Consider the following 26,141-nt stretch of genomic DNA (forward strand, 5'->3'; position numbering starts at 1 on the left):
TTCTCCTTTAAACCCTGATCCCGTTACTTACTTGGCAGCCACGATGTCCGTGATACGGACGACCGTGTGATGCTGGCGATGGCCGCGCGAACGCTTCGAGTTCTGACGACGGCGCTTCTTGAAGGCGATGACCTTCTTGCCGCGGTTGTGCTCGACCACTTCGGCCTTGACGGAAGCGCCCTTGACGAAGGGAGCACCAATCGCAGCGTCGGCGCCTTCGCCGATAACGAGGACTTCGGTGAATTCTACGATGTCGCCGGCGGTGACTTCCAGCTTTTCGATGGTCAGCACGTCGTCGGCTGCCACACGGTACTGTTTACCGCCGGTCTTGATGACTGCGAACATTTTTTGTCCTTTCATGTTCGTTCCGGCTCTCTTGCCAACAAGGACAAGTGGCCGTCTTTTTATCAGTCGAAACTTAGCAGGGATTCCAAAGGCTTGAGGCCCTCAAGAAGATCTGCCGGTGAAACCTCGCGCAAAGCAAGGCTGGCAAGGTACGGACTTATCCACACCTATTGCGTCGCACGGGATATATAAGCGCCCCTGATCTGTCAAGGCAAAAGGATGAAAAGCTTTCATATTCGCCCTTGCCATCCCCCCCGTCTCTCGCTATGAGAACGCCGCGCTCAAACGCGCCGACCAGCATAACCGGAGAGGTGGCAGAGTGGTCGAATGCACCGCACTCGAAATGCGGCATGCCTGCAAGGGCATCGTGGGTTCAAATCCCACCCTCTCCGCCATTCTTGGGCCTTGGTTGCCTATGTTTCTCAGATCGCGTGCCAGATAAGAATCGTCTTGAGATTGGTCAGTTTTCCGGAAAGCGATAGATCACGTCCGCAAAAGAGCCGGTCGGGAAGACGTAGAAAAACTTCAGATCTGTGCCCGATTCGTTGCGGATGCCGTGTTCGGCGTTGCCGGGAATGAAGACTGTCGTGCCGGCCTTGACCGTCGTTTCCTGCCCGTCGATCCGCACGATGCCTGTCCCCTCGAAGATGAAATAGATTTCCGACGGGTCATGCCGGTGAGGCTTGAGCTCGCCGCCGGGGGCAAGTTCCGCAATGCCGGCGCTCATGCTGTCGGTGGGGGTGATGTCGCTGCTCAGCAGCGTGTGCCAGGATATGCGGCCATGGATGGGGTCGTCCCATCCGTCGCGCGGGCGTTCTTCGGCCGTGGTGATAACTGCTTGCGATCGTTTTGTCATTTTGCCTCAAAACGGTGTTTCAGCAACAAGCCGAAACGGTGTCACACCGGCGGCGAATGTCAATTGCCCGGGCGTGGGAATCCGCGTCTTCGGGCTGCTTCGATCTATTCGGCGATCAGACCGCTGCGACGCAAAAGCGCGAGGAAGGCCCAGGCATATTTGCCGCCGCCCATATCGACCGATCTGTTCTCTGATGTCCATAGTTCGGCCAAGACCGAACTCTTCCATGTGCCTGTTCGGCTACACTGCAGCTCAATAAGGAGAGTTTGCAATGTTGATGAACACAGCCTTATCCAAGTCCGTCGAGAGCGATCGCGAACATATCGTCATCAAGCCCAGCATGCTCTATGTCGGCACGCCCGTCGTGCTGGTTACCAGTCTCAATCCCGATGGCACCACGAATATCTCGCCCATGTCGTCGGCCTGGACGCTCTTCGACCGCGTCGTTCTGGGCCTGACATCGACAAGCAAGGGTCGGGAGAACGCCATGCGGGAGCGGCAGCTGGTGTTGAATTTTCCCTCGCCTGACCTGTGGCAGAAGATCGAAGCGATTGCTCCGACGACGGGTCGCGATCCGGTTCCTCCCCACAAGGAGAAGATCGGATACCGGTTCGAATCCGACAAGTTCGATGTCGCCGGCTTTACGCCGCAAGCTGCAGAGCTTGTCGGTCCGCTGCGCATAGCGGAGTGCCCGATTCAATTCGAAGCCGAGGTCGTGGCGTCGCACGAACCCGGTGGCGAATGGCCCTCGGACCGGCCTGAGAATTTCCGGATCATCGAAGCGAAGGTGGTCCGCGTTCATGCGCACCGGAGCATCGTCATGCCGGGTAGCAGTCATATCGATACGACGAGATGGAGCCCGCTTCTCTACGTGTTCAGGCACTATTTCGGCCTCGGGCCGGATCTCGGCCGCACGTTCAAGGCCGAGGCGTGACGTGTTCCGCGCTTGGGTCGACTATCTTGCGGGACCGAGATCCGCAGAACCAACTTTGGAGAATAGCCGGCTATCCGGCGCAACCATGGCCGCGGGGCAGGGCCATGGCCGCATCGGTCTTCGTCGCGTCAATTCGGCGAATCGTCCGGCTCGGGTTCCTTGACCTTGCCGAAGAGGCTCTTCAGCGCACTGGTCTTGGCTTTCACCGCCTTGTTGGCCTTCATGGCGCGTGTGGCCGCCTTGGCCTGTTCCAGCATCATCTCGATCTGGATCTGCTGGATTTCGGTGAGCCGCTCCCATTGGCGATTGAGGAGATGGTCGACCTTTTCATGCAGGTGGCGGATTTCCAGTTCAGCTTTCAGGTTGACCTTGTAGTCGTTGAGCGCGCGCAGCCGGTCCTTTGCTTCCTGCCGGCGCTGGCTCATCATGATGATGGGAGCCTGCAATGCAGCGATCGTCGAGAGAATGAGGTTCAGCAGAATGAACGGATAGGCATCGAAGGCCTTGTTTTCGCCCATGAGGGCATTGATGCCCATCCAAACGGTCAGGAACAAACAGAAGGAAATGATGAAGGTCCAACTGCCGCCGAAGGACGCGACGATGTCGGCCATGCGGTCGCCGATGGAGCGGTGATCCTCGTAATCCTCTTCGATATTCTCGGCCAGTGTATCATGCGTCTTCAGGCTTTCGACGACTTCGTCTTCGAGGTTCGAAAGCTCGCCGCGCTCATCGGTCAAAAGCTCGGCGATATACTGGGCGCGATAGTCGTCCATCGCCTTGCGGCTGATATAGTCGTCGGCGCGAAGTTCGGGATGTTTCAACCGCATGAAATCCGCCAGCGAGGGGCGGAGGTCGTCGACGTGCACGGCATCTTTTTTCTTGAGCGTCTGGCCGGTGATGGCATCGACGAGCTTGACGGACTTTGCCTTCGCCTGGGCAAGGCTCTTGGTATAGTCGTCCATCTCCACCACGGTTGCGGCTTCGCCTTCGCCGGCATCGAAGTCGACTATCCCGTCCGCCGGGTCAAAGGTCTTCGTTTCTGTCATATACGGGGGCCTTCTTTCACGTTTTCCGCTCGTTTAGCCAATAATGCGAACAGGATTGTGACGGTTGGAAGACTGTCAAAATCGTAGCCGCCATCAAACTTTGTTGCCGCGAGGTCTCGATCCTGTCGTTCGGCTTGCGCTTGCCAAGTGTTTAATAGCGCCATTGTCCTAAGCAACGGCAAATGAAATGTCCCGTTCATGCGTCCGGCTACGCTGTTTTCGGACCGGAGGCCGTGAAAACAACCGGCCCGTGCGCTTTCGTAAGCATTTGCTAAATCGCAGCGTGTTTATGCGAAAAATTCTACCGTTTAAATCAGGATTGTGATTTTCCGCCCCCTTGACCGGGGTCCACCGGCTTCTATTTGCCGCAGTGCAGCAGAGACCCCCGCTGCAGCGAATAAATGTTTATGTTCAAAGAATTACATCAACAGGATGTTGGGCCTGTTGCGTGGCTTTTGCACATGTGCGGAAAGGATAGCTATGCACAATCCCCCGGCAAAAGACTTGGAGTCCATTGCCCGGCAAGGCGGTCGCTTCAAGCGAATGGCTGTCAGGATACCCACCTACCTGACCGATCTTCGGGAAAATCCAGCCTGGCTGCCGATGTTCCTCCTGGCGCGAACACTCCCGTTTCGGCGCATGCATTGGTTTGCCACCAGGCAAGCCGTCACGCTTCCCGTTTCCGGTGCTTCCATGTTCACCGAGCTCGAGCGTGGCACTGTCGTCAACGCATTGCGGACGGATGGCATCTATTCGGGCCTGATGCTCCCGGACCATATCCATCGCGAAATCACAGAATTCGCGCAAACCACCGGCTGCTTCGGCAATTTCAACAGGAAGCTCGAATTCGTCGCGAGCGAACATAAGCAGGCGGAGACCCGCTTCGCCCGCCCGATCCTCAGCGGGCATTTCTTCGAGCGCTCGCTCGATTGCGATGCGGTCCTCGCAGTTCAACGCGATCCGCTGTTGATCGACGTCGCCCGGCAATATCTCGGTGGGCAGGCAAAGGTGATTACCACGCGCATCTGGTGGAGTTTTCCGACGCAGGCGTCGGAAGCGGACAGAAGCATGGCTTCGCTCGACAAATTCCATTTCGACCTCGACGACTGGCGGATGCTGAAGTTCTTCTTCAACTTGGTCGACGTGGACGAGGGCACCGGCCCGCACGTCTTCGTCAAAGGCAGCCACAAGCGGAGGCGTGTCAAACATCAACTCACGCTGCTTGTCGGACATTCGGCAGACGAAGTGCTCGATTATTATGGGCAAGCGAGCACCTTAACGCTGACGGGCAAGGCCGGCTCCGGCTTTGTCGAGGATCCTTTCGGCTTCCACATGGGCACCGTTCCCACGCAAAAGCCGCGCCTGATGATGGAAGTCGGCTTTGGCGTCTCGAAGCCGTCGCAACGTCGCTTTCATGGGGAACCCGTGCTGCGATAGGGCGCGGATTATTCTGTGGAAGCCATGCCGTGGAGCGCCGGCGACCGGCGCTCCTGCCGCTTCGGCATTATGACGATCGGCCGAACCGCTTGGCGATGAAATGATCGAGCGCGATCCGGCCCGGACCGCCGGCGATGATCACCAGAAAGCAGGTCGCCCATGTGCCGTGCGTCGGCCAGGCGTCGGGGTAGACGAATATTTCAATGACAAGCGTCATGCCGAGCAGTGCCAGTGCCGACAGCCGGCTGGCCAGGCCGATCACCAGCAAAAAGGGAAAGAAATGCTCGCTGAAGGCGGCGATGTGGGCGGCGATCCAGGGATCGACGAAGGGCAGCTTGTATTCCGTCTGGAAGAGGTAGACGGCATTATCGGTAACATGCCACCCATCCACCTTGGTCTGACCGGACTGCCAGAAGACGGCGGCAATCGACAGGCGCGCAACGAGGGCGATCAGATCATGCGGAATGCGGTCGAGAAGCCTGAGGGCGCCGTGGAGCCTTTGCGGCACGGTTTCGCGTTCGGCCATGGCGGCCGTCATCATCTGGTCTTGCATATTGGTTCTCCCTGGCGTTCAGCGAACGGCCGTGAATGCGCCGGCCGCGAGCGCGCCGGCAAGGTTGGCGGAAAGATCGAAGTCCGAAGTTTCAGCAAGAGCCGTCTCGAAGGCGCTGCCCAGATCGGCGCCGGCAATGAGCGCTTCGAGAAAGGCGGCGCCGCCGACCGGCAAGCGGTGCACTTCCACAGTCATCCGCGGGCGAACGACGAGCGCATCCTCACCCGTCCAATCTTCAATGTCCGCCAGCTCGATCTCACCGACGTTCATCGCCCAAATGGTGACCGCCGGAAAGGCCGAGCGAATGATCGACGCGGAGGGATGTGCCACGAAGCTTAAACCTGCCAGCCCTTCCGGCTCGATCGTTGCCAGCAAGGCGGCGTCGAGCGGCGTTGAGTCGGTGGCGTGATAGGCCCTGCCGCGTGCAGTCTCCAGTCTGATGACATCGGGCAGATAGGGAATTTCGCGCGCGGGTTCGAATATCGCGACGAAATCGGCAAAGCCGTCGCCATAAGCCAGCAGCAACGGCGATCGCGGCGGATGCTGCCGGATGAATTCGTGCGCCATGGCGGCGAAGAATTCCTCGCCGACAATCTTTTCGGCAGCCGGAAAGCGCGAGGCGAGCGCGCCGATCAGGCCGATGGCGACGTTGTTGCGGTAGACGCCGAAGCGTCGCTCGGGGCGGGGACCGTTCCAGGCCGCGAGGCCCTCAGGAACGGACCGGTCGGGATCGACAAGCGCTGCGGCGAATTCGGTTTGCGTCGAGAGAGACATCACTCCTCCTCATGCCGCCCAGCGTTCGGCGGCACGCCGCAGGATGGTGCCGGCGGCCTCCGCCTCGGCCCTTAGAACCGGCCATTGCGGGACATCATTGTCCCACTCGACCAGGCTGGCGATCGGTCCCGTGCGGGTGATCAGCTCCTCATAGAGTTCCCAGACCGGATCCTTCACCGGCGTGTCGTGGCTGTCGATCAGAAGCGGCGCGCCGGCATCGTCGGTGGTTTCCGAATGGCCGCTCAGGTGGATTTCGCGCACCTGCTGCACTGGAAAACGTTTGAGGTAGTCGCGCGGATCCAGCCTGTGATTGGTGGCGGCGACGAAGACGTTGTTGACGTCGAGCAGCAGGCCGCAGCCGGTACGGTGGGCCACCTCTGAGAGAAAATCGACTTCCTCGATCGTGCTTTCCTCGAACAGCAGATATGTAGCCGGATTCTCGAGCAGCATCTGGCGGCCGAGCAGCGTCTGCACTTCATCGATATGGGCGCAAACCTGGGCGAGGGTCGCTTCGGTATAGGGCAAAGGCAGGAGATCGTTGAGAAAGGTGGTGTCGTGGCTCGACCATGCCAGATGCTCGGAAAAGCTCTCCGGCTCGTAGCGGTCGCAGACGATCTTCAGGCGGGCGAGGTGATCGGCATCAAGCGGCTGCATCGAGCCGATCGAAAGGCCGACGCCGTGAATGGACAGGGCATAGTCCTGACGGAGCTTGCCGAGTTGAGCATGCGGCGGTCCGCCGGCGCCCATGTAGTTTTCGGCATGGACCTCGAAAAAGCCGATCGGTTGGCTTACGGCGTCTATGGCGGCGAAATGCTCCGGCTTGAAGCCGACGCCGGCGCGACGGGGAAGTTCTGACGGTTTCATTGCAAGCCTCCATTTGGATATGCTTGATCTTGGGAGGAGGGCGGCGCGCGGGAATTTGCGCCGCCCTGCGTCACCGCGCTTGGGTCAGACAGGCGCCGGACCCTGCATCAGGGTGCCGTGGCCGTTCGGTGTCTTCATCGTTTCGCAGGTTCCGGCGGGAACGAGCTTCCACGAGTTGCGCTGGTAATCGACTTTCGATGTACCGGCGCAGGTCGTGCCGGGACCGGCGGCGCAATCATTCTGGCCCTTGAGGGCGACGCCGTAGCATTTTTCCTTGGCATCGGCGGCCGAGGCGGTGGTGACGCCGGCGACCAATGTCAAAGCCGTCGCGACCGACGCGGCCAAGGCGACTGCGGAAATCTTGTTCATGCCATGCTCCTTACATCCTGTGATTGGATCGGTGATCCGGGTTAGGGTCAAGCCGGGGTCAGCGTGCCGTGGCCCTTCGGGGTCTTCATGGAGGTGCAGGTGCCGGTCGGAACGAGCTTGAAGGACATCTTGTCGTAGCTCATGGTCGACTTGCCGGCGCAATCATGCTTGCCTGCGGCGCAATCATTTTGACCCTTGAGGGCGACACCGTAGCATTTTTCCTTGGAGTCGGCAGCCGCAGCGGGAACCGCGACGGAGGCAAGTGCTGAGGCGATCGAACCGGCAATGGCCAGGGTGATGAGGCTGTTCTTCATGGGACTGTCTCCTTGATGGGGTGCGAGCCGTCATTGGCTTGCATCAAGGTCTACGGAGCTGTCCGAGCGGATGTTACAGGCGGTGCGAATTTTTTTTGAACGTCATTACGATGTCATGCGCCGGCTACGCGTTTAGCCTACCTGCTCTGAGTGTAGCGAATGATGCTCTAATCGGAAGCGCGCAAGCGGGCGAATAATACCGTTCGATCACGGCGCCGTCGTCTTAGATCGAAGCCTGTTCCGAAAAGGCTTGAAAAAGAATGGCCGTTGCCGGTAACGAAAGCCTGCGGTCCTGCGTAGAGGAGATGTCGGGTGAATCATTCGGCGCGCGAAGAGCAATGGGCAGTCTGGATGCGTGCCGCCGTCAACGGCGACGTGCAGGCCTACCATCGTTTTCTGTCCGCAGTGACACCGCATCTGCGCGCCATGGCGCGCCGGCGTTGCGAACAGTTCGGCGCGCCGGTAAGCGAGGCCGAGGACGTGGTTCAGGAAGTGCTGCTGACCATCCATCTGAAGCGCGGAACCTGGGACGCATCGCGCCCGATCGGCCCGTGGATATCGACGATCGTGCGCAACAAGCTGATCGACGGCCTCAGGCGACGTGGACGACATACGAGCGTACCGATCGATGACGTGATCGATATTCTCGAGGCGGAAGACCAGACGGACGCCTTGGATCGGTTAGACGTCGATCGTATGTTGGAACAATTGAAGGATCCGCAGAAGACCATCGTGCGCTCGATTTCCGTCGAGGGAACCAGCGTGCGGGAGACGGCGGATCGGTTGCGGATGACGGAAGGTGCGGTGCGTGTTGCACTGCATCGTGCTTTGAAGGTGCTTGCGGCCTTGTACCGGAGTGAGACCAGTGAAAACCGATGACCTCATCAATCTTTTGGCGCAGGATGCGCCGGTCCGCACGCGGATCGGCAAGGTCCTGGCCCTGTCGGTCATCGCGGGCATCCTGATCAGCGGTGGCATTTTCTTTGCGATGATCGGTTTCCGCGCCGATATAGGCAGCGCGATCGAGACCGTTCGTTTCCTGTTCAAATTCGTCGTCACGATCGCTCTCGCCGCGACGGCCTGCGCCGTCGTCTTCCGCATCGGCCGGCCAGGCGTCTCCTTGCGCATCTGGGGCTGGACGCTTCTGGCCGCGCCGCTATTGCTGCTGGCGGCGGCGGCCGTCGAGATGGCGGTCATGCCGGCGGATAGCTGGAGCGCACGGATGATCGGACACAATGCCCGCTTTTGCCTGACGCTCATCCCATTATTGTCGATCGGCCCGCTTGCCTGCTTCCTCTTTGCATTGCGTCATGGGGCGCCGGAGCGGCCGGGTTTGGCCGGCGCCGTCGCGGGGCTTGCCGCCAGCGGCATCGCCGCGACCTTTTATGCATCCAACTGCACGGATGACAGCCCGCTTTTCGTCCTGCTCTGGTATCCGATGGCAATCGCCATGGTCACCGCGGTAGGTTATGTGATCGGCCGACGCATCTTGCGCTGGTAAACCGGCCGAAATGCTGGTCTTGAGAGACGCCGGTTATCCCTGATCAGCTGTCATGGGCGACGCGGACGGTGATATCCGCAGAATCCCCTTGAAGAACGCGCATTCGCCGGCCATCCCGGATTTCAGCTTTTGGCTTTCAAAAAATTGCATTTGTCCGCGTTAAACTATTTGCATCTGCGGCGAATTCTATTATAGAGGCGCAGCCTTCGCCGCGAACGATTTCATCGCTAGGCGGCCGTTGGGGAATAGTTCAATGGTAGAACGACGGACTCTGACTCCGTTAATCTTGGTTCGAGTCCAGGTTCCCCAGCCAATTCTCGGCTTCCAATCAATAGAAGTAGCAGCCTTGGCTCGAGCCGGGTTACTCTAGTCGCTTTCGAAGCCGGTTGACGCTTCCGGATCGCGCTGAAGTTCAGTTAATTTTTTTTCAAAGGAGTTGCGAATCTCAACCATTGCTTGTCACGGTATATTGTGTTTGGTGGTGTCGCCGGATAATAAGGTAGCCTGATTTAGCCAATTGCCGCCGCACATGAAGAGCTGCGTCGTTGTTCCTATGCGAACATTTCAAGAAGGGATGATTGTCTCCCGCCAAATGGAATTGATTCCAGCCCAAGCCCATAGTGGTTCTCCGGCGACGGTTCTGCGTACAGCGTCCTCAGGGTGACCTGGTGAGACCGGCGGATCGGTCCCGGCCATCTTTTGTACGCCGCCCACCGTTCTCCAGTATGCTCGAGCAGGCTTCAGGTGGCGGGGACATTGCCAACGCTGTTTATTTCTCGGTGCTGCAGGCCTCGGCTGCAGTTTTATAAAAAATTTCGGCAAAAATGGAATTTAAATGACGATATTGGTTTCCGGAGGAGCCGGCTTTATTGGCGGGAATTTCGTTCTCGACTGGCTCAGGCAGGGTGATGAAAGGGTCATCAACCTCGACAAGCTGACCTATGCCGGCAATCTGGATACGCTGAGGGGATTGAACGGCGATAATCGTCATGTGTTCGTACATGGCGATATCGGTGACCGCGGACTGGTCGATACGTTGCTTGCGACCCACCAACCCCGCGCGGTGATCAATTTTGCCGCCGAAAGCCATGTCGACCGATCCATTCACGGGCCTGGCGATTTCATTCAGACGAATGTCGTCGGCACGTTCAATCTGCTGGAGGCGGTTCGTGGTCACTGGGATGGCTTGCCGGGCGACGAGAAGCCGGCCTTCCGCTTTCTCCATGTCTCGACCGATGAGGTCTACGGTACGCTGTCCAAGGACGACGCGCCGTTCAACGAGCTCAATCGCTATGAGCCGAACAGCCCCTATTCGGCCAGCAAGGCTGCATCGGATCATCTCGTTCGCGCCTGGCATCATACCTATGGGCTGCCGGTGCTGACGACGAATTGCAGCAACAATTACGGCCCCTATCACTTTCCGGAAAAGCTGATCCCGCTGGTGATCCTGAATGCGCTTTCGGGCAAGAACCTCCCGATCTATGGCGACGGACAGCAGATCCGCGACTGGCTTTACGTCAGGGATCACTGCAGCGCCATTCGTCGCGTGCTGGAAGCCGGCAGGGTCGGTGAGACCTACAATGTCGGCGGCTGGAACGAAAAGCCCAATCTGGATGTGGTTCATACCATCTGCGCCATCCTCGATGAGCTGCGGCCGAAGGCCGATGGCACCCGTTACCGCGATCAGATCGCCTTTGTGAAGGACAGGCCCGGTCACGATCGCCGCTATGCCATCGATGCCCGCAAGCTCGAACGCGAACTGGGCTGGAAGCCCGAGGAGACGTTCGAGACGGGCATTCGCAAGACGATCGAATGGTATCTCGGTAACCAGGATTGGGTGCAAAACGTCACCAGTGGCGCCTATCGCGAATGGGTCGGCAAGCAGTATGAGGTGCAGCTGTGAGCACAATTCTGGTGACGGGCGCCAACGGACAGGTCGGGTTCGAATTGCAGCGCTCGCTCGCAGCACTCGGCGACGTGGTGGCCATGACCCGCGGGGAGATGGATCTTGCCAATGAGGCAAGCATTCTCTTAGCACTGCAGGCGCACAGGCCGCGCGTCATCGTAAATCCGGCCGCCTATACGGCTGTTGATCGTGCCGAGAGCGACGCGGAGCAGGCGATGGCCGTGAATGCCGCGGCGCCGGGGATATTGGCGCGCTGGGCCGCCGACAACGGCGCCTGGCTGGTCCACTATTCGACCGATTATGTTTTCGACGGCACAAAAGCCGATGCGTATGTGGAGAGCGATACGGCCAATCCGCAATCGGTCTACGGCGAAAGCAAATGGCTGGGTGAAGAGGCCGTCCGCTCCGCCGGCGGTCGCCATCTCATCCTTCGTACGAGCTGGGTTTACGGCCATCACGGCAACAACTTCCTGAAGACCATCCTTCGGCTCGCGCAAGAGCGCAGCTCCTTGAATGTTGTTGCAGACCAGGTGGGGGCGCCGACATCGGCGGCCCTGATCGCCGATGTCACGCGCACGGTCATCGAGCGTATCGCCCGTCCGGATGCGTCGGATTTGTCGGGTACCTATCATCTCAGCGCGCAAGGCAACACGTCGTGGCATGGCTATGCGGCGCATATCGTCCGCCAGGTATCTGCCAGGGACGTCAAGCTTGCGCTGACCATCGACGCGCTCAAGCCTATCCCGACCGCCGAATACCCGACGCCTGCAAAGCGCCCGCACAATTCGAGACTGGATTGCACAAAGCTTATGGATGGCTTTGACCTCAGTCTTCCTGCCTGGCAGGAGGGTGTCGAGGACGTCATCGACAGGCTGAAGCCTTCGACGCATTGAAACTGGCAAGATCTCATGAAGGCTTGTGGTCACCCTCCATGGCCTGACGGAACGAGAACGCGATAGAGACGAGACGCTGGACCATGAACAAGGCACGCAAAGGCATCATACTCGCTGGTGGATCGGGAACACGCCTCTATCCTGTTACGCTGGCCGTCAGCAAGCAGCTCCTGCCGATCTACGACAAGCCGATGATCTACTATCCGCTGACGACCTTGATGCTGGCCGGCATCCGCGAAATCCTCATCATCTCGACGCCGCAGGATACGCCCCGTTTCGAGCAGCTGTTGAAGGATGGCAGCCAATGGGGGATCAAGCTTGAGTACGCGGTTCAGCCGAGCCCGGATGGTCTGGCGCAGGCATTCCTGATCGGCGAGAAATTCCTGGATGGAGCACCGTCCGCCCTAGTGCTCGGGGACAATATTTTCTATGGACATGACTTCTCGGGGCTGCTCCATCAGGCGGGCGACAAAGAGGCCGGAGCAACTGTCTTTGCCTATCACGTCCAGGACCCGCATCGCTACGGTGTGGTCGAGTTCGATGAGCAGGGCAGGGCGATCAGCCTGGAGGAAAAGCCGGCGCTGCCGAAGAGCAATTATGCCATCACCGGGCTCTATTTCTATGATGCGAGCGTTGTCGACGTGGCGAAATCCATACGCCCTTCGCCGCGCGGCGAACTGGAAATAACCGATGTCAACATGCATTATCTGAACACCGGACAACTGGATGTGCAGACAATGGGGCGTGGCTATGCCTGGCTCGACACCGGCACGCACGAATCCATGCTGGAGGCCAGTCACTATATCGCCACCATCGAAAACCGGCAGGGCCTGAAAGTCGCCTGCCCCGAGGAAATCGCCTATCGCAGCGGCTGGATCGATGCATCGCAGGTCGAGGCGCTGGCCCTTCCGCTGAAGAAGAACGGCTACGGGCAATATCTTCTCGGAATGCTGCGCGAGCGGATATTCTGACCGCGCCGTGACATCTCCCGCAGCTTGCCTCCGCAATGCGATCAACTGAAGCAGGAAGACGAATGAAAGCCATCGATACCGCCATTCCGGATGTCAAGATCATCGAACCCACGGTGTTTGCCGACGACCGTGGCTTCTTCTTCGAAAGCTTCAGCAAGGCCAAGTTCGAGGCGGCGATCGGGCGAAGCGCCGATTTCGTGCAGGACAACCATAGCCGGTCGGGAAAGGGCGTCTTGCGCGGTCTGCACTATCAGTTGCCGCCGCATGCCCAGGCCAAGCTCGTTCGGGTCGTAGTTGGCGAAGTCTATGATGTCGCTGTCGATATCCGGAAATCCTCGCCGACATTCGGGCAATGGGTGGGGGTTTTGCTGTCGGAGGAAAACAAGCGCCAGCTTTGGATCCCGGAAGGATTTGCCCATGGGTTCCTGACGCTAAGCGACCATGTCGAATTCCTTTACAAGACGACGGATTATTATGCGCCGGAGAGCGATCGCGGAATTCGCTGGGATGACCCGCAAATCGCCATCGACTGGAAAACCGCCGACGTATCGACACTTTCCGCCAAGGATCAACGCCAGCCGTTGCTCGCGGACGCAGAACTATTCGATTGAGACGATATCGGGGCCGCTCGCCGGCGAAGCATGCATGCAAGGCAATGCGACTCGTCATGTGTTTTTGACAGGCCAAACGATGCCGTAGGTGACGCCGCCATCGCTTTTCGATACAGGAATAGCATGCGCGTTCTACATTTCTTCAAAACATATTGGCCCGATACATTTGGTGGTGTCGAGCGGACGATCCATGCGATTGCCAAAGGGACTGCCATATACGGCGTCGAATCCGATGTTCTGTCACTTAGCAAAAAGCCCAGCGAACACAGCGTGGAATTCGATGGCCATATGGCTCACAAGGCCAGACTCGATTTCGAATTCGCCTCCACCGGCTTCTCGCGCGAGGTGTTCGGACGTTTTCGCGAGCTGAGCAGCAGGGCTGACATCGTCCACTATCATTTCCCCTGGCCGGTGATGGATATCGTCCATCTTGCGGCCCATACCGACAAGCCGACGGTCGTCACCTATCATTCCGATATCGTGAAGCAAAAGGTCCTGCTGCAATTCTACAAGCCGTTGATGTCTCGCTTTTTGAAAAGTGTCGATCGCATCGTTGCGACGTCCCCCAACTATCTGGCGTCGAGTGACGTCCTGAAACGGTTCGAATCGAAGACGACAGTCATTTCCTTGGGTCTCGACGAGGCGGACTATCCAAGGGCTGATGAGGCGACCCGTGCGCGGTGGCGCAACCGCTTTCCCGACCGCTTTCTCCTGTTTGTCGGCGTTCTGAGATATTACAAAGGTGTCCACATCCTGCTGGAGGCGGCAAGGAGGAACGGCCTAAGCGTCGTCGTCGTCGGCAGCGGGCCGATGGAAGCGGAGTTGAAGCAGTCGGCCGAACAAGGTGTCCACAATGTCCACTTTGTCGGCGCCCTGCCGGATCCCGACAAGATCGCCCTGCTCGAACTCTGCGAGGCGCTGGTTTTCCCGTCCCCGCTCCGTTCAGAGGCTTTCGGACTGTCGCTCGTCGAGGCTGCCATGTTCGGCAAGCCGATGATTTCCTGCGAAATCGGCACTGGGACAAGTTTCGTCAATTTGAACAACGAGACGGGATTCGTGGTACCGCCGAATGACATTGATGCCCTATCGGATGCGATGAAGCGCATCTGGCAGGACAGGGAGAAGACGATCGCGATGGGTGCCGCGGCCCGGGATCGCTATCTCTCGCATTTCACAGCTGAGAAAATGTGCTTGGCCTATTATGGTCTATATCGCGAACTGGCGGGCGAATTGCCGATCCAGAGCGAGCGCGTCTAGGGAAAATTCGATCGCGGAAGTCTTCAATTGAGCTCGTTCGGCCTATTATGACACGGTCTGTCTTCGGTGCCCAATTGCGGCCGACGAATGCGGCGGCTCCAGAATCCCCAAACTTGCTGCCCAGTCCGATTTTGACATGGAACGAACGATTGCAGTATGGACTTCCTCATAGGTGGTTTTTTGTTATCGATAATGCACGCGATGAGGGAGCTTGTCGCCAGTCGTTGTCATTGGCTCACATAACGGCTAAATGGCGCTGGAAAATCGGTGCCCGGACGTAACTATGTGTTCGGCAAAAAGCGGTGCCTTGCTGTAAGCAATTTGGTCAAATGCGGCGAGAATGGAGATATAAGTGGCGAAGAAAGCACTGGTAACGGGGATCACGGGTCAGGACGGCGCCTATCTGGCGGAACTATTGCTGAAAAACGGTTATGAAGTCCACGGACTTGCCCGTCGTTCAAGCACTTCGGATGTCAATCTCAGTCGCCTGCAATGGCTTGGCATCGAGCAAGACGTCCGTATCGTCGACGGTGACTTGATGGATCTTTCCGGTCTCGTCCGTACCGTAAAGGACGTTAAGCCGGACGAAGTCTATAATCTCGGTGCTCAATCCTTCGTCAAGTCCTCCTGGCAGCAGCCCTATCTCACCGGCCAGGTAACGGCTCTCGGCGTGACGAATATCCTGGAGGCCATCCGTCTCGAGCGGCCTGAGGCTCGCTTCTATCAGGCGTCTTCCTCGGAAATGTACGGGCTCATTCAGGAGCCGATGCAGTCGGAGCTGACGCCCTTCTACCCGCGCTCGCCCTATGCGGTCGCCAAGCTCTACGGCCATTGGATCACGATCAACTATCGTGAGAGTTTCGGCCTGCATGCGTCGAGCGGCATTCTCTTCAACCATGAATCTCCACTTCGCGGTATCGAGTTCGTCACGCGCAAGGTGACGGATGCGGTCGCTCGCATCAAGCTTGGCCTGGCAAACGAACTTCGGCTCGGAAATATCGATGCCAAGCGCGATTGGGGGCATTCGAAGGATTATGTTCGTGCCATGTGGCTGATGCTGCAGCAGGACGTCGCTGACGACTATGTCATTGCGACCGGTCGGACGACGACCGTGCGCGACATGTGTGCCATCGCCTTTCAGCATGTCGGCCTGCAGATGGAGGATCATCTGGTGATCGATCCTCAACTCTTCCGACCGGCGGAAGTGGATGTGCTGCTCGGCAACCCGGAGAAGGCTCGCAAGACGTTTGGGTGGGAGCCGAAAATCAGCCTCGAAGAGATGATTGTCGAAATGGTCGAGGCCGACCTCAAGCGGTTGGACAAGTAAGACTCTCTAGCGGATGGCGAGGCAGCTCATGCCGAGGGAACATCGAATTCTTGTAACAGGCGCGAGCGGCTTCGTGGGCTCGTGGCTGTTGCATGAGCTCAACAAGCGACGGCTGGAGTTGGGTACGGAGCTGACCGTTCTGACCGCCGGTCAAAGCGATGTATCGGACTGGAAGACCGAAATTGCGGATCGGGAGCAGGTGGCGACCTTGATCCGCGATTGCCGCCCGACGACCATCATCCATCTCGCTGCCATCGCCGCCCCGGGGGATGCGCGAAAGATGCCACAGCGGGCCTGGGATGTGAATTTCCAGGGTACGATGAATCTCGCCTATGCCGTGATGGAATATGCGCCGGAGGCCCGGTTTGTCTTCGTCGGCAGCTCTGAAGCCTATGGCGCCTCGTTCGTTGACGCGGCGAAGGTGCCGATAAAGGAAACCGCGGCGCTCAAGCCGATGAATGTCTACGGCGCGACGAAAGCGGCGGCCGATATTTTGATCGGCCAACTTGCCTATGATGGATTGAAAGCGATCCGGTTTCGTCCGTTCAACCATACCGGACCTGGCCAGACGGTCGACTATGTCGTACCCGCTTTCGCGAAGCAACTCGCCGAAATTGTCTCGGGTGTCGGAGTTCCTCGTATCAGCGTCGGGAATCTTTCGGCATACCGCGACTTTCTCGACGTTCGCGACGTCGTGCGCGCCTATGCCGATGCCGCGCTGAACGACGTGACATCCGAGGTTCTGGGTGGAGTCTTCAATCTATCGTCAGGCCGGCCGGTGCAGATTCGGTCGATACTCGATATGCTGATCGAGCTGTCCGGATCGGATGTCGACGTTGAAGTTGATCCGAAGCGGTTGCGCGGATCGGAAATTGCCGTCGCCGCCGGTGATAACAAGGCGGCCTTCGAAGCCCTGGGCTGGAAGCCGGAAATAGACCTGCGTCGCACCCTTGGCGACGTGTTCGAGGACTGGAAGATCCGGATCGCGCGCTGATAATGTAGACCAGCGCGGAGCTTGCGCGTCAGCAGAGGACGATCAAATCTGCGATCTGGAGGACGCTGCCCGGGACGCGAGCAGTCCGGAGAGTGTTCCTCGCCATCAACTCGAACAGGTGCACAATAGCATTTCATGATGTTTTACTCGCCCGCTTCGGGCAGGAATTCGAAAGCTACTGGAGATGAAGAGGCTACTGAAACGTATCGTCGCTGTCTTTCTGGAAAGGCTCCTGGGTTGGCTTGCCAAAAGGCCGCGGTTAAAGGATGCCTGCCTTCGGTCGGCGCAGCGCTTTCCAATGTTAAGGGGAAGGCTTGCGGCATTCGCAAGAGCCCAGGGATATGGAGTTCCAACGCTCGAATTCCTGGACGGCGACCAGGAGGGGCAATGGTTTATCGATGCACCGAAGGGCGCTGTGACCAAATGGAACATGTTGCTTCAGGGCATCTCAAAATCGAAATGAAAGATCGTCTTTGATGCGATTGTGGATTGATGGGCAATGCTTTCAGACAGCGAGCAAGTGGCGCGGAATTGGTCGATATGTACAGGAACTGCTCCTGGGGATCATCGATAATCACCCGGAGATCGATCTCCTCGTCTCGCTCAATGCCGGTATGCCGCAGGATGCGCTTGCTGCTCGTGACCATCTTCAACAATGGATAAAACCCGCCAACATTCTGATGTGGCATGGCGTTGCCGAGGGTGGGGAAGGGATCGACGGCTATTCCGAGCGACGGCGGCTCAGCGAGATCGCGCTCGCATATCATGTGGCCTCGCTCAATCCGGACATTGCCCTCTCCGCAAGCCCTTTCGAAGGTTTCAGGGATAAGGCCATTCCCCTTCTTCCCAATGGTATTTTGAAAATTCCTGTCGCATCCATATTCTACGATGCGATACCTCACCGTTACCCCCAACAGTATTTGCTGACGTCGGCGACGCGTACCTGCTATGAGCGGCGCCTTGCCCTTTATTCACAATTCGATCTCAATCTCTGCATTTCCGAATATTCTCGCAGCGAGTGCGTCGAAATCTCGAAAAATTCTCATGCCATCAATATGCTCGCAGGAATATCGAAAGATTTCAGGGATGCGATCGACCATGCTGATGGAAAGTTTCCCAGGCCAACGGAGAAGCGTTTCATCCTTTATGTTGGTGGCCTGGATTGGCGAAAGAATGTGAAATCCGCCATCGCGGCGTTTGCGCGGTTGCCGGCAGATCTGCGAGCGCAGTACAGTTTCGTGCTGGCCGGTGATCATCCGAAATCGCCCCTCAAAGAAGAAGAGGAGAGATGGCGGAAGCTGGGGCTTCCCGCGCGGGACTTTGTAGCGGTTGGACATGTGACCGACAGCCAACTTGTAGCACTCTATAAGGAGGCTGACCTGGTAATCCAGCCTTCTCTACTGGAGGGTTTTGGCCTGACGGCGCTGGAAGCGACAACTTGCGGCACCCCCGTGATAGCGTCGAACACCGGCGCCTTGCCCGAAGTCATTGGAGATCAAGAATTTCTCTTCGACCCAGCCGATGTGACTGACATAGCGCGGGTCATGCAGCATGCGCTGAGCGACCGCGAGGCGACAAGAGTTGCGGCCGAGAGGCAGCGGAGCCATGCTCTGGACTTCAGCTGGACGAGATCCGCCGCCATCGCCGTTGCCGCATTGAAGGATGCCGTTGCGACTGCCCGGAGCAAAGGCAACGCTGAACCGCTTTCAACGGCTCAGCAAGCCGTTTTGCACCAGGTTCAAAGTATTGATCTCCCGCCGGACATGGTTTCGGAGGCGCTTGCGCGCGCGGAGATCATAAGATCGACAGCGTCGCGGCTGATCATCGACGCCACATCCACATATCGCGTCGATCACAAGACCGGGATTCAGCGGGTCGTCAAGAACATATGCGCCAATCTGCCTGAGTTGCAGGATGCAGACAGCCAGCTTGTCGAGCGGATCGTGGCCTATAGCGATTCCCCCGATGGTTGGTTCGCTATTCCGAGGACGCTGGAGAAACCCAAGGGTGCGACTGCATTCGCAGAAGATGCGCGTCTGGAGTTTTCCGCGAGTGACCGCATCTTGATGCTCGACAGTTCCTGGGAGTTTTTCAGGCATCACTATAAAACACTGCGCACCGCGCGGCTCAGAGGCGCGACAGTCATTTCGTGTCTCTACGACACGGTTCCGTTGAGATTTCCCGGCTTCTGCGATCCAGGCATGCCTCCCACCTTCTCGGCATGGTTTCAGACGGCACTTGCTTATTCGAACGCATTTGTCTGTATTTCGAAGGCCGTCGCCGATGAGCTGATCACGATACTCGAGGCCATCCAGTTTCCGCGAGAGATGAAGATAGGCTATTGGCATCTCGGTGCCGATTTTGGCAAAGCGGCCGTTTCCACAAGCATCGCCGCTGATCGCCAAAACGAGCGCCCCGCCTTCCTTATGGTCGGGACACTCGAGCCTCGTAAAGGCTATGCGATCGCCTTGGACGCTTTCGATCGATTGTGGGATGAGGGTCAGGATGTCGGGCTGACGATCGTCGGGAAGCCCGGGTGGGGCGTCGAGCATCTTGTTCGGCGCATCGAGCAGCATCGTGAATACGGAAAGCGCCTCGTCTGGCTCAATGGCATTTCGGATGAAAAGCTGCAGCAGGCCTATGCGAGCAGCAATGCGCTGATTGCGGCTTCCTATGCGGAGGGTTTCGGTCTTCCGATCGTGGAAGCGGCGCATTTCGGGAAAGCCGTGATCGCGAGCGATATTCCCGTTTTTCGCGAAGTCACGGCGAGTGACCAAAATTGTCGCTTCTTCACCAGCGGTTCCGCCGATTCTCTTGCAGCAACGATCCGTTCATTCGTGAATGCTTCCACCGATAGCGTCCTCTCTTCCTCTTCGCAGCCGATGGTGAATAGAGGGACAAGCTGGAGGGAAAGCGCCGAGGAATTGCAGCGGGTCGTCCTCGCTGACGACTGGTATCGGATATACAAGCCAGCTGCCGACAAGACCTATGTCCCGATTACCGATATCGGCAACACGAAAATGTCCGAGCCGCTTGCTCGCGGGGACACCCGGCACAAGATCGAGCTGGTCGAAGGACCGATCGCAACCGACAGCGGGAACCTGAAATACCTCGTCCGAGTGACAAATCTCTCGCCAAAATCATGGGCGGGCGCCAGCACCGCCGATGGTTCGTTTGGAGTGGCGGCGAGTTATCGCATCCCGTCGAAAGATGGCGGCTTTATAGGTCCCGACAACTATGAATCTCGTATTCCGCTCGTAGTGCCGCCCGGCGATAGTGTCTATTTGGCGATCGATATCCCACTGGAGTTCAAGCGACGGGGTGCTGCCTCTGCCGAGATAGGCATGGTTCAAGAGTCAGTCGGCTGGTGGAGCAATCCGCTGAGGGTCCCGTTGTGATGACAAGATCGCGACACATGTCGGCGCAGGGGTGATTTCCAAATGAAGATCGGTATCGACGCGCGCAATCTGGTAACGAGCATGACCGGAATTGGCCGGTATGTGTTGGAAATGAGCCGGCATCTCGCGCTTCTTGGCCATCAGCTCTATCTCTATTTTCCGCAGGAACCTCATGGGGACGTAAAGGCTCTGCCCCCCGCGGAGCTGCGCGTCGCGCGCTTTCCGGGCGGTGTGAGGAGAATGATCTGGGCGCAGACGGAGCTGCCACGCCGCGCGGCACAGGACGGGATTGACGTCTTCTGGGGGCCGGCGCACCGTCTGCCGTCCTTTCTTGATCGCCGGATCGCGCGAGTCATCACGATCCATGACCTCGTCTGGAAGGACATGGCCGCAACCATGCGCTGGCAGACATGGATGGGCGATCGTTGGCTGATGAAGCCGGGGATTGCAGTTGCGGATGAAGTCGTTGCCGTTTCCGCCGCCACGGCTAATGTGCTGAAGGCTCAGTTTCCGGCATGCGGCGAAAAGCTTAACGTGGTCTATCCCGGTTTGACGGCCATCGGCGGGACGACCGAACCCAAGCCTCTGTCGTCTTTTGGCGTCGATCGCCCCTATATTCTATTCGTGGGGACGCTTGAGCCGCGCAAAAATCTGCTGCGGCTGTTGCAGGCCTACGCGTCTTTGCCGGAAGAGATACGGCAAGAGTTGCTGCTCGTGCTCGCCGGCGGCCAAGGCTGGAGGCTTGGTGATCTCAAGGAGCACATCGCGACCCTGCAGATCGAGCCGTTCGTTCGGCTGACCGGCTATGTATCCGATGCCGATTTGGCGCAGCTCTATGGCCGGGCCCGATTTCTGGCGATGCCGTCGCTTTATGAAGGTTTTGGATTTCCCATCATCGAAGCCAATGCGATGGGCATACCTGTGATGACATCAAATACATCATCCATGCCGGAGGCTGCCGGGGAGGCGGGTATCCTCGTCAACCCCAACGATGTGCAATCCATCCTTGGCGGTCTGGAAAGCCTTGCGACCGATAGCGAGCTTCATGCGCGCCTTGCCGAAAAGGCAAGGCCGAATGCCGCTCGCTTCGATTGGATGGAAAGTGCGCGGCAATTGGAGCGCATCTTCGAAAAGGCGATCGCTAAGCGCCGCGGCTGATGAACTCAAGCGCTGGATGTGGCGCTCTGCAGCACCGGCTTCGACGCCGCCAGATATTCGCCTTTGGTGCGCATGTGGCACCAGCAGGCGAAGGCGGAGCTTGCGAAGGCGAAGCCTTCGCCGATGGCGAGACGGTTGTTGGAGTTGCTGAGCAGCGTCAGCGAGAAGAAGAAAATGCATACGATATAGGCGTGCCATGCGGCCCGGGGGATGATTCCCGCCTTGCGGGCGCGCCAGACGGCCCGGATGAAGACGCCGAGCATGAAGGCCATCACGACGGCACCGAACAGGCCGTAGCGCACCAGGATCTCCAGGTAGCCATTGTGCAGCAGCGTGTATTGAATGTGCGAATAGCGCGTCTCGGCCCAGCGCTCGAGCCATTTGCTGCCCCAGCCGAAAACGGGCGCGGAGGAGAAGACCTCCCAGCTGTTCGACCAGAGCTGCAGGCGCTCGTCCATCGATACCGGGGTATTGGTGGAGCTGATGGTGCTTGAGACCACGCCGCCCAGATCGTGACCGCCGGTGACATTTTCCACCATGGCAAGAGCCGCCGATACGGTCGGACCTGCCGTCTTGTCGAGATTGTGCCGCACACCATAGACGCCGGCTATCAGCAAGGCCGCTACGGCGACGATGGCGATGATGCCGCTCTTCATGCGCAGATAGGTCAGCGTGATAAGCGCCATCAGCGGTAGGGTAATGCCGAGCGCCAGCCAGACGCCCTTCGATTTGGCACCGTAAATGGCGATGAAGCAGAGAGCGAAGATGAAGGGCGAAACGATGTAGGCGAAGCGAGCAATCCGTCGATCGCCGGATTTTTCCGTCAGGTAGTGCAGCAGCCAGAACAGCGTAAAGATGACGATCATGCCGCAGGCGACGGCGCCGTGGATCTGATTGTTCATGATCAGCGGGCGGATGGTCTCGCCGGCAAAAACCTCGCGGAAATGCTGCGTGGCGATCAGCATGATGAGCGCCATGGCGAAATAGGCCGCCACGATCTTTTCCATCAGCTCTTCATAGATCAGGAAGGCGACGCCCATGATGGGAAAGAAGAAGGGAAAGGCGTAGAGCCAGTCCGATGCGCCGATATCATGCTGCGGCGTCAGCCAATAGTTGATGCCGAAGCGCGCCATCACGTAGAAAGCCCAGCCCATGCAGAGCCAGCCGATCCAGTCCGTGCGCGGCCGCACGGGCGCTCTCATATAGTAATAGAGGGCGATCAGCGAGAGGAGCGCCGCCGCATAGCGATAGGCGTCGCTTTCGACGACGGTCGGAGAAGCCAGGAAAAGCCAAAGCAAGCCGCCGATGATCGCCACAGCTTTCGGCATTGTGCTCGCTGCTTTGGCGACGCCAGGAGTTTCGGCCGCGAGATCAGCATGCAGGTTGTTCATGCGCGAGTCGTCCAATGTCGTCGTCCGCCTTCGTCCACATTCGATTGAATATCCGGCATTCCGGAACCCGATGACGGCCCCTAGGGTCGCAAAGGGGCAGGAATACGGCATTTTTGCGCACCACTCCCTCCGCCACGGCGATTTCCGTCCGATGCTTGCCAAGGTGCCTGCTAATGGGTCACTCCATCGCGTCGAACCACCTTCAATGCCGTCAGAATGATAATCTTGAGATCGAAGAGAAAGGAGCGCTGGCGCAGATAGTCCTCGTCCAGGGCCACCTTCTGAGGAATAGGCAGTTCGTCGCGACCATTGACCTGCGCCCAACCGGTAAGGCCGGGCAACAAGGCATCGACGCCGCGCTCGGTGCGGAGCGCGATCAGGTCGTGCTGATTGAAAAGAGCGGGGCGGGGGCCGACGATGCTCATTTCTCCCTTCAGGATGCACCAGAGCTGCGGCAGCTCGTCCAGGCTGGATTTACGCAGGAAGGAGCCGATCGGCGTCAGATAGATCTTGGGATCCTTCAGCAGGTGCGTGGCGACCGCGGGCGTATCCGTGCGCATGCTGCGGAATTTCGGCATGCCGAAAATCTTATTTCCGCGGCCGACCCGATCCGACCAGTAGAGGATGGGGCCTGGCGATGTCACGCGAACGGCGATGGCGACGATCAGGATCGGAATGGAAAAGACGATGGCCGCGGCAAGAGCGGCAAGAAAATCGAAAAGGCGCTTGGCGATCGTATAGAGCATCGTCTCGTTGAGTTGCATCGGCACCGGCTTTGCGGTCGCGATGATAGCCATTGTTCCGTTGTGCATCTCATATCGCGGATTGGCGCACAACCGCCCTGCTCAAAATTCCTCGGGCTTGTTCTCAGCCGATGTCCTATGCAAAGCATGTCCGACAAAACGAACAGACGAACGAATAGAGGCAATGGACGCATGATCCTGGTCACCGGTGCGACGGGCTTTGTCGGACGGGCGCTTTGTGCCGAGCTTTCCCGGCGGCAGATGGAGTATCGGCCGGTGAGCCGCGCGCCGAGGCCGGGATTCGTCGCCATGGGCGCGATCGATGGCGGGACGGATTGGTCGGCTGCGCTTGCCGGTGCCGACGTCGTCATGCATCTGGCCGCCCGCGTTCATGTCATGAACGAGAGTGCAGCCGATCCGCTTGCCGCATTTCGCGCCGTCAATGTCGATGCCACGGTCAATCTGGCGCGGCAGGCGGCGAGAGCCGGTGTCAGGCGCTTCCTCTTCCTGAGCTCGATCAAGGTCAATGGCGAGGAAACCGCGCGGGATAAGCCCTTCAAGGCCTCGGATGTCCCGCACCCGGAAGATGCCTATGGCCGCTCGAAGCTGGAAGCGGAGGAGGCACTGCTGGCCGTGGCCGCCGAGACGGGCATGGATGTCGTCATCATCCGGCCGCCGCTGGTCTACGGACCCGGCGTCAAAGCGAATTTCGCAAGCCTGATGACATGGGCCAAGCGGCCGTTCCCCTGGCCGTTCGGCAATGTCGTCAATCGGCGGTCTCTGGTGTTCGTCGGCAATCTCGTCGATTTCATGCTGCTCTGCGTTCGTCATCCGGCCGTCGGAAATCGTGTGTTTCTGATCAGCGACGGCGAGGATCTTTCGATCGGCGAATTGATTGCCAGGCTGTCGTCGGCCACGGGGCGGAAAGCCCTCATGCTGCCGGTGCCACCGATTTTGCTGGAAGGACTAGCAGCGCTCCTCGGGCGCCGTGCGGCGGCACAGCGTCTTCTTGGCTCGCTTCAGGTCGATATCGGCGAGACGAAAGCGATCACCGGCTGGTCGCCGCCCTATTCCGTCGAGGAGGGACTGGCGCTGACGGTCGGTGGTTCCGACGCGAAAGACGGTTGATCGGCATCGGGCCGGGGTCTTCCGCCAGACCCCTAGAGGCTCCAGACCGAGTGGCTCTGTAGCAAGGGATTGCGGGGGTCGAGTGCCGCTTTCACGTCGACGACCACGGCGTTCTCGGTCAGCAGATCGAGAATACCGGCAGCACCCTCGGCCAGATAGGATTTGTGCGGAACGGCAAGAACGAGGGCGTCGAGCTTGCCGAAATCCTTCAGTTGCGCCAGGCGTATGCCGTATTCCTCTTCCGCTTCCGGATGGCTCGCCATCGGATCGTGCACCAGCGGCTCCAGGCCGAACTGGTGCAGCTCGCGGATGATGTCGGGCACGCGGCTGTTGCGCAGATCGGGCACGTTTTCCTTGAAGGTCAGGCCGAAGATGCCGATTCTGGCGCCATTGATAGGCTTCTTTGCCGATACCAGCATCTTGATGAGCTTCTGGGCGATGAAGGCGCCCATGCCGTCATTGATGCGGCGGCCGGAAAGAATGACCTCCGGGTGATAGCCGAGCTCTTCCGCCTTGGCGGTGAGGTAGTAGGGATCGACGCCGATGCAATGGCCGCCGACGAGACCGGGGGTGAAGGGCAGGAAATTCCATTTCGTCCTTGCCGCCTTGAGCACGTCGGCGGTGCGGATATCCATCTTTTCGAAGATGATCGACAGCTCGTTCATCAGCGCGATGTTGACGTCGCGCTGGGTGTTTTCGATCACCTTGGCGGCTTCGGCGACCTTGATGCTGGGCGCGCGGTGAATGCCGGCCTCGACCACGGCGCCATAGACGGCGGCGATCCTGTCCAGCGTTTCCTCGCTGTCGCCGGCGACGACCTTCACGATGCGCTCGAAGGTGTGTTCCTTGTCGCCGGGGTTGATGCGCTCAGGCGAATAGCCGACATGGAAATCCTCACCCTGCCGCAGGCCGGAAACTTCTGCGAGCACCGGGCCGCATACCTCTTCCGTCACGCCGGGATAGACAGTCGATTCGTAGACGACGACTGAGCCCTTGCGCAAAACCTGGCCCACCGTGCGCGAGGCGGAAATCATCGGCCTGAGATCCGGCTGCCGGTTGCGATCGATCGGCGTCGGCACGGCGACGATGAAAATATCGCGGTCCCGCAGGTCCTGCAGGTCGCTGCTGATGCGCAGCCCGCTCGCTTTCAGCCTCTCAGCGGAAACCTCGCGGGTATCATCGTCACCCGCCTTCAGCGCGGCGACGCGGGAGGCCTTGATGTCGAAACCGACCACATCATGAAATTTTTCGGCCAGCGCGATCGCGACAGGCAATCCCACATAACCCAGGCCGATGACGGCAATTTTTTCGTTCAACACACCATACCTCGAACAAGCCACCTGAATTAGCCCAAATCCATGGCCCGTGTCA

At 58.7% G+C, this 26,141-nt stretch carries 25 protein-coding genes and 2 tRNA genes; 16 read left to right on the forward strand and 11 right to left on the reverse strand.

Annotated features, from left to right (window positions below; all coding sequences use genetic code 11):
* Positions 1 to 27: 27 nt before the first annotated feature.
* Positions 28 to 345, reverse strand: a complete 318-nt coding sequence (rplU, locus tag GA0061101_RS03945) for a 50S ribosomal protein L21 (protein WP_034510937.1) — start codon at positions 343 to 345, stop codon at positions 28 to 30.
* Positions 346 to 650: 305 nt separating this feature from the next.
* Between rplU and GA0061101_RS03950 the strand changes: the two genes are divergently transcribed.
* Positions 651 to 740, forward strand: a tRNA-Ser gene (locus tag GA0061101_RS03950).
* 65 nt (positions 741 to 805) lie between these two features.
* Here the strand turns inward: GA0061101_RS03950 and GA0061101_RS03955 are convergent.
* Entirely contained in the window at positions 806 to 1,201 is a 396-nt protein-coding gene (locus tag GA0061101_RS03955) for a cupin domain-containing protein (RefSeq protein WP_047559473.1), read from the reverse strand.
* Positions 1,202 to 1,472: 271 nt separating this feature from the next.
* On the opposite strand from GA0061101_RS03955, the gene GA0061101_RS03960 reads away from it, so the two are divergent.
* Positions 1,473 to 2,135: a flavin reductase family protein gene (locus GA0061101_RS03960; RefSeq protein ID WP_092573084.1), complete on the forward strand. Its 663-nt coding sequence runs from the start codon at positions 1,473 to 1,475 to the stop codon at positions 2,133 to 2,135.
* Between the two features lie 128 nt (positions 2,136 to 2,263).
* On the opposite strand, the gene GA0061101_RS03965 is transcribed toward GA0061101_RS03960, so the two are convergent.
* Positions 2,264 to 3,181 carry a DUF1003 domain-containing protein gene (locus tag GA0061101_RS03965; protein ID WP_092573085.1) on the reverse strand — a complete coding sequence of 306 codons (918 nt, stop codon included), beginning with the start codon at positions 3,179 to 3,181 and terminating at the stop codon, positions 2,264 to 2,266.
* Positions 3,182 to 3,661: 480 nt separating this feature from the next.
* Here GA0061101_RS03965 and GA0061101_RS03975 point away from each other — a divergent pair, with 480 nt between their 5' ends.
* Positions 3,662 to 4,618 (forward strand): phytanoyl-CoA dioxygenase family protein, encoded by a 957-nt coding sequence (locus GA0061101_RS03975; RefSeq protein ID WP_037195748.1) that lies wholly within the window; start codon positions 3,662 to 3,664, stop codon positions 4,616 to 4,618.
* A 67-nt stretch (positions 4,619 to 4,685) separates the two neighbouring features.
* Here the strand turns inward: GA0061101_RS03975 and GA0061101_RS03980 are convergent, their stop codons facing one another.
* The 5 genes from GA0061101_RS03980 to GA0061101_RS04000 all read right to left on the reverse strand — a co-directional run bounded on the left by GA0061101_RS03980 (position 4,686) and on the right by GA0061101_RS04000 (position 7,492).
* On the reverse strand, positions 4,686 to 5,171 hold the full coding sequence (locus GA0061101_RS03980; RefSeq protein ID WP_092573086.1) for a DoxX family protein: 486 nt from the start codon (positions 5,169 to 5,171) through the stop codon (positions 4,686 to 4,688).
* 18 nt (positions 5,172 to 5,189) lie between these two features.
* Positions 5,190 to 5,945 (reverse strand): HvfC/BufC N-terminal domain-containing protein, encoded by a 756-nt coding sequence (locus GA0061101_RS03985; protein ID WP_092573087.1) that lies wholly within the window; start codon positions 5,943 to 5,945, stop codon positions 5,190 to 5,192.
* A gap of 9 nt (positions 5,946 to 5,954) precedes the next feature.
* Complete coding sequence (gene bufB / locus GA0061101_RS03990) at positions 5,955 to 6,809, reverse strand: MNIO family bufferin maturase (protein WP_092573088.1); 855 nt, start codon at positions 6,807 to 6,809, stop codon at positions 5,955 to 5,957.
* An 84-nt stretch (positions 6,810 to 6,893) separates the two neighbouring features.
* On the reverse strand, positions 6,894 to 7,178 hold the full coding sequence (locus GA0061101_RS03995) for a BufA1 family periplasmic bufferin-type metallophore (RefSeq protein WP_037195758.1): 285 nt from the start codon (positions 7,176 to 7,178) through the stop codon (positions 6,894 to 6,896).
* A gap of 47 nt (positions 7,179 to 7,225) precedes the next feature.
* Positions 7,226 to 7,492 carry a BufA1 family periplasmic bufferin-type metallophore gene (locus tag GA0061101_RS04000; protein ID WP_037195760.1) on the reverse strand — a complete coding sequence of 89 codons (267 nt, stop codon included), beginning with the start codon at positions 7,490 to 7,492 and terminating at the stop codon, positions 7,226 to 7,228.
* Between the two features lie 312 nt (positions 7,493 to 7,804).
* On the opposite strand from GA0061101_RS04000, the gene GA0061101_RS04005 reads away from it, so the two are divergent.
* From GA0061101_RS04005 to GA0061101_RS04065, 12 genes are all read left to right on the forward strand, one after another.
* Complete coding sequence (locus GA0061101_RS04005; RefSeq protein WP_037195762.1) at positions 7,805 to 8,371, forward strand: sigma-70 family RNA polymerase sigma factor; 567 nt, start codon at positions 7,805 to 7,807, stop codon at positions 8,369 to 8,371.
* Positions 8,358 to 8,993 (forward strand): NrsF family protein, encoded by a 636-nt coding sequence (locus GA0061101_RS04010; protein WP_092573089.1) that lies wholly within the window; start codon positions 8,358 to 8,360, stop codon positions 8,991 to 8,993. Before GA0061101_RS04005 ends, GA0061101_RS04010 begins: the two co-directional genes overlap by 14 nt.
* Before the next feature lie 239 nt (positions 8,994 to 9,232).
* A tRNA-Gln gene (locus GA0061101_RS04015) sits at positions 9,233 to 9,306 on the forward strand.
* A 522-nt stretch (positions 9,307 to 9,828) separates the two neighbouring features.
* Complete coding sequence (gene rfbB, locus GA0061101_RS04020) at positions 9,829 to 10,896, forward strand: dTDP-glucose 4,6-dehydratase (RefSeq protein WP_092573090.1); 1,068 nt, start codon at positions 9,829 to 9,831, stop codon at positions 10,894 to 10,896.
* The gene (rfbD, locus tag GA0061101_RS04025) at positions 10,893 to 11,792 is read left to right on the forward strand and encodes a dTDP-4-dehydrorhamnose reductase (protein WP_092573091.1); all 900 of its coding nucleotides are present in this window, start codon (positions 10,893 to 10,895) and stop codon (positions 11,790 to 11,792) included. Before rfbB ends, rfbD begins: the two co-directional genes overlap by 4 nt.
* 83 nt (positions 11,793 to 11,875) lie before the next feature.
* Positions 11,876 to 12,763, forward strand: coding sequence for a glucose-1-phosphate thymidylyltransferase RfbA (rfbA, locus tag GA0061101_RS04030; RefSeq protein ID WP_092573092.1), 888 nt, complete (start codon positions 11,876 to 11,878; stop codon positions 12,761 to 12,763).
* A 62-nt stretch (positions 12,764 to 12,825) separates the two neighbouring features.
* Complete coding sequence (gene rfbC / locus GA0061101_RS04035) at positions 12,826 to 13,374, forward strand: dTDP-4-dehydrorhamnose 3,5-epimerase (protein WP_092573093.1); 549 nt, start codon at positions 12,826 to 12,828, stop codon at positions 13,372 to 13,374.
* Positions 13,375 to 13,497: 123 nt separating this feature from the next.
* A complete protein-coding gene (locus GA0061101_RS04040; RefSeq protein WP_092573094.1) occupies positions 13,498 to 14,631 on the forward strand; it encodes a glycosyltransferase family 4 protein in 1,134 nt (377 codons plus the stop codon).
* A gap of 352 nt (positions 14,632 to 14,983) precedes the next feature.
* Positions 14,984 to 15,958: a GDP-mannose 4,6-dehydratase gene (gene gmd, locus GA0061101_RS04045; protein ID WP_092573095.1), complete on the forward strand. Its 975-nt coding sequence runs from the start codon at positions 14,984 to 14,986 to the stop codon at positions 15,956 to 15,958.
* Positions 15,959 to 15,986: 28 nt separating this feature from the next.
* Complete coding sequence (locus tag GA0061101_RS04050) at positions 15,987 to 16,952, forward strand: GDP-mannose 4,6-dehydratase (protein WP_092573096.1); 966 nt, start codon at positions 15,987 to 15,989, stop codon at positions 16,950 to 16,952.
* 476 nt (positions 16,953 to 17,428) lie between these two features.
* Positions 17,429 to 20,350, forward strand: a complete 2,922-nt coding sequence (locus tag GA0061101_RS04060) for a glycosyltransferase family 4 protein (RefSeq protein ID WP_092573097.1) — start codon at positions 17,429 to 17,431, stop codon at positions 20,348 to 20,350.
* A gap of 42 nt (positions 20,351 to 20,392) precedes the next feature.
* Entirely contained in the window at positions 20,393 to 21,508 is a 1,116-nt protein-coding gene (locus GA0061101_RS04065) for a glycosyltransferase family 4 protein (RefSeq protein ID WP_092573098.1), read from the forward strand.
* A 5-nt stretch (positions 21,509 to 21,513) separates the two neighbouring features.
* On the opposite strand, the gene GA0061101_RS04070 is transcribed toward GA0061101_RS04065, so the two are convergent.
* Both GA0061101_RS04070 and GA0061101_RS04075 read right to left on the reverse strand, forming a co-directional pair.
* Positions 21,514 to 22,899, reverse strand: coding sequence for an O-antigen ligase family protein (locus GA0061101_RS04070; RefSeq protein ID WP_052224133.1), 1,386 nt, complete (start codon positions 22,897 to 22,899; stop codon positions 21,514 to 21,516).
* Between the two features lie 170 nt (positions 22,900 to 23,069).
* Positions 23,070 to 23,645, reverse strand: coding sequence for a sugar transferase (locus GA0061101_RS04075; protein ID WP_037196155.1), 576 nt, complete (start codon positions 23,643 to 23,645; stop codon positions 23,070 to 23,072).
* 189 nt (positions 23,646 to 23,834) lie between these two features.
* Here GA0061101_RS04075 and GA0061101_RS04080 point away from each other — a divergent pair, with 189 nt between their 5' ends.
* Positions 23,835 to 24,770: an NAD-dependent epimerase/dehydratase family protein gene (locus GA0061101_RS04080; protein WP_047637916.1), complete on the forward strand. Its 936-nt coding sequence runs from the start codon at positions 23,835 to 23,837 to the stop codon at positions 24,768 to 24,770.
* A 32-nt stretch (positions 24,771 to 24,802) separates the two neighbouring features.
* Here the strand turns inward: GA0061101_RS04080 and GA0061101_RS04085 are convergent, their stop codons facing one another.
* A complete protein-coding gene (locus GA0061101_RS04085; protein ID WP_047554323.1) occupies positions 24,803 to 26,089 on the reverse strand; it encodes a nucleotide sugar dehydrogenase in 1,287 nt (428 codons plus the stop codon).
* Positions 26,090 to 26,141 lie beyond the last annotated feature (52 nt).

It is taken from the genome of Martinezella lusitana (genome assembly GCF_900094565.1).
GTDB classification, from domain to species: Bacteria; Pseudomonadota; Alphaproteobacteria; order Rhizobiales; family Rhizobiaceae; genus Rhizobium; species Rhizobium lusitanum.

Coding starts and splice junctions, on each gene's coding strand:
- rplU (WP_034510937.1), bottom strand. CDS start 345: ATGTTCGCAGTCATCAAGACCGGCGGTAAACAGTACCGTGTGGCAGCC.
- GA0061101_RS03955 (WP_047559473.1), bottom strand. CDS start 1,201: ATGACAAAACGATCGCAAGCAGTTATCACCACGGCCGAAGAACGCCCG.
- GA0061101_RS03960 (WP_092573084.1), top strand. CDS start 1,473: ATGTTGATGAACACAGCCTTATCCAAGTCCGTCGAGAGCGATCGCGAA.
- GA0061101_RS03965 (WP_092573085.1), bottom strand. CDS start 3,181: ATGACAGAAACGAAGACCTTTGACCCGGCGGACGGGATAGTCGACTTC.
- GA0061101_RS03975 (WP_037195748.1), top strand. CDS start 3,662: ATGCACAATCCCCCGGCAAAAGACTTGGAGTCCATTGCCCGGCAAGGC.
- GA0061101_RS03980 (WP_092573086.1), bottom strand. CDS start 5,171: ATGCAAGACCAGATGATGACGGCCGCCATGGCCGAACGCGAAACCGTG.
- GA0061101_RS03985 (WP_092573087.1), bottom strand. CDS start 5,945: ATGTCTCTCTCGACGCAAACCGAATTCGCCGCAGCGCTTGTCGATCCC.
- bufB (WP_092573088.1), bottom strand. CDS start 6,809: ATGAAACCGTCAGAACTTCCCCGTCGCGCCGGCGTCGGCTTCAAGCCG.
- GA0061101_RS03995 (WP_037195758.1), bottom strand. CDS start 7,178: ATGAACAAGATTTCCGCAGTCGCCTTGGCCGCGTCGGTCGCGACGGCT.
- GA0061101_RS04000 (WP_037195760.1), bottom strand. CDS start 7,492: ATGAAGAACAGCCTCATCACCCTGGCCATTGCCGGTTCGATCGCCTCA.
- rfbB (WP_092573090.1), top strand. CDS start 9,829: ATGACGATATTGGTTTCCGGAGGAGCCGGCTTTATTGGCGGGAATTTC.
- rfbA (WP_092573092.1), top strand. CDS start 11,876: ATGAACAAGGCACGCAAAGGCATCATACTCGCTGGTGGATCGGGAACA.
- rfbC (WP_092573093.1), top strand. CDS start 12,826: ATGAAAGCCATCGATACCGCCATTCCGGATGTCAAGATCATCGAACCC.
- GA0061101_RS04040 (WP_092573094.1), top strand. CDS start 13,498: ATGCGCGTTCTACATTTCTTCAAAACATATTGGCCCGATACATTTGGT.
- GA0061101_RS04050 (WP_092573096.1), top strand. CDS start 15,987: ATGCCGAGGGAACATCGAATTCTTGTAACAGGCGCGAGCGGCTTCGTG.
- GA0061101_RS04060 (WP_092573097.1), top strand. CDS start 17,429: ATGCGATTGTGGATTGATGGGCAATGCTTTCAGACAGCGAGCAAGTGG.
- GA0061101_RS04065 (WP_092573098.1), top strand. CDS start 20,393: ATGAAGATCGGTATCGACGCGCGCAATCTGGTAACGAGCATGACCGGA.
- GA0061101_RS04070 (WP_052224133.1), bottom strand. CDS start 22,899: ATGAACAACCTGCATGCTGATCTCGCGGCCGAAACTCCTGGCGTCGCC.
- GA0061101_RS04075 (WP_037196155.1), bottom strand. CDS start 23,645: ATGCTCTATACGATCGCCAAGCGCCTTTTCGATTTTCTTGCCGCTCTT.
- GA0061101_RS04080 (WP_047637916.1), top strand. CDS start 23,835: ATGATCCTGGTCACCGGTGCGACGGGCTTTGTCGGACGGGCGCTTTGT.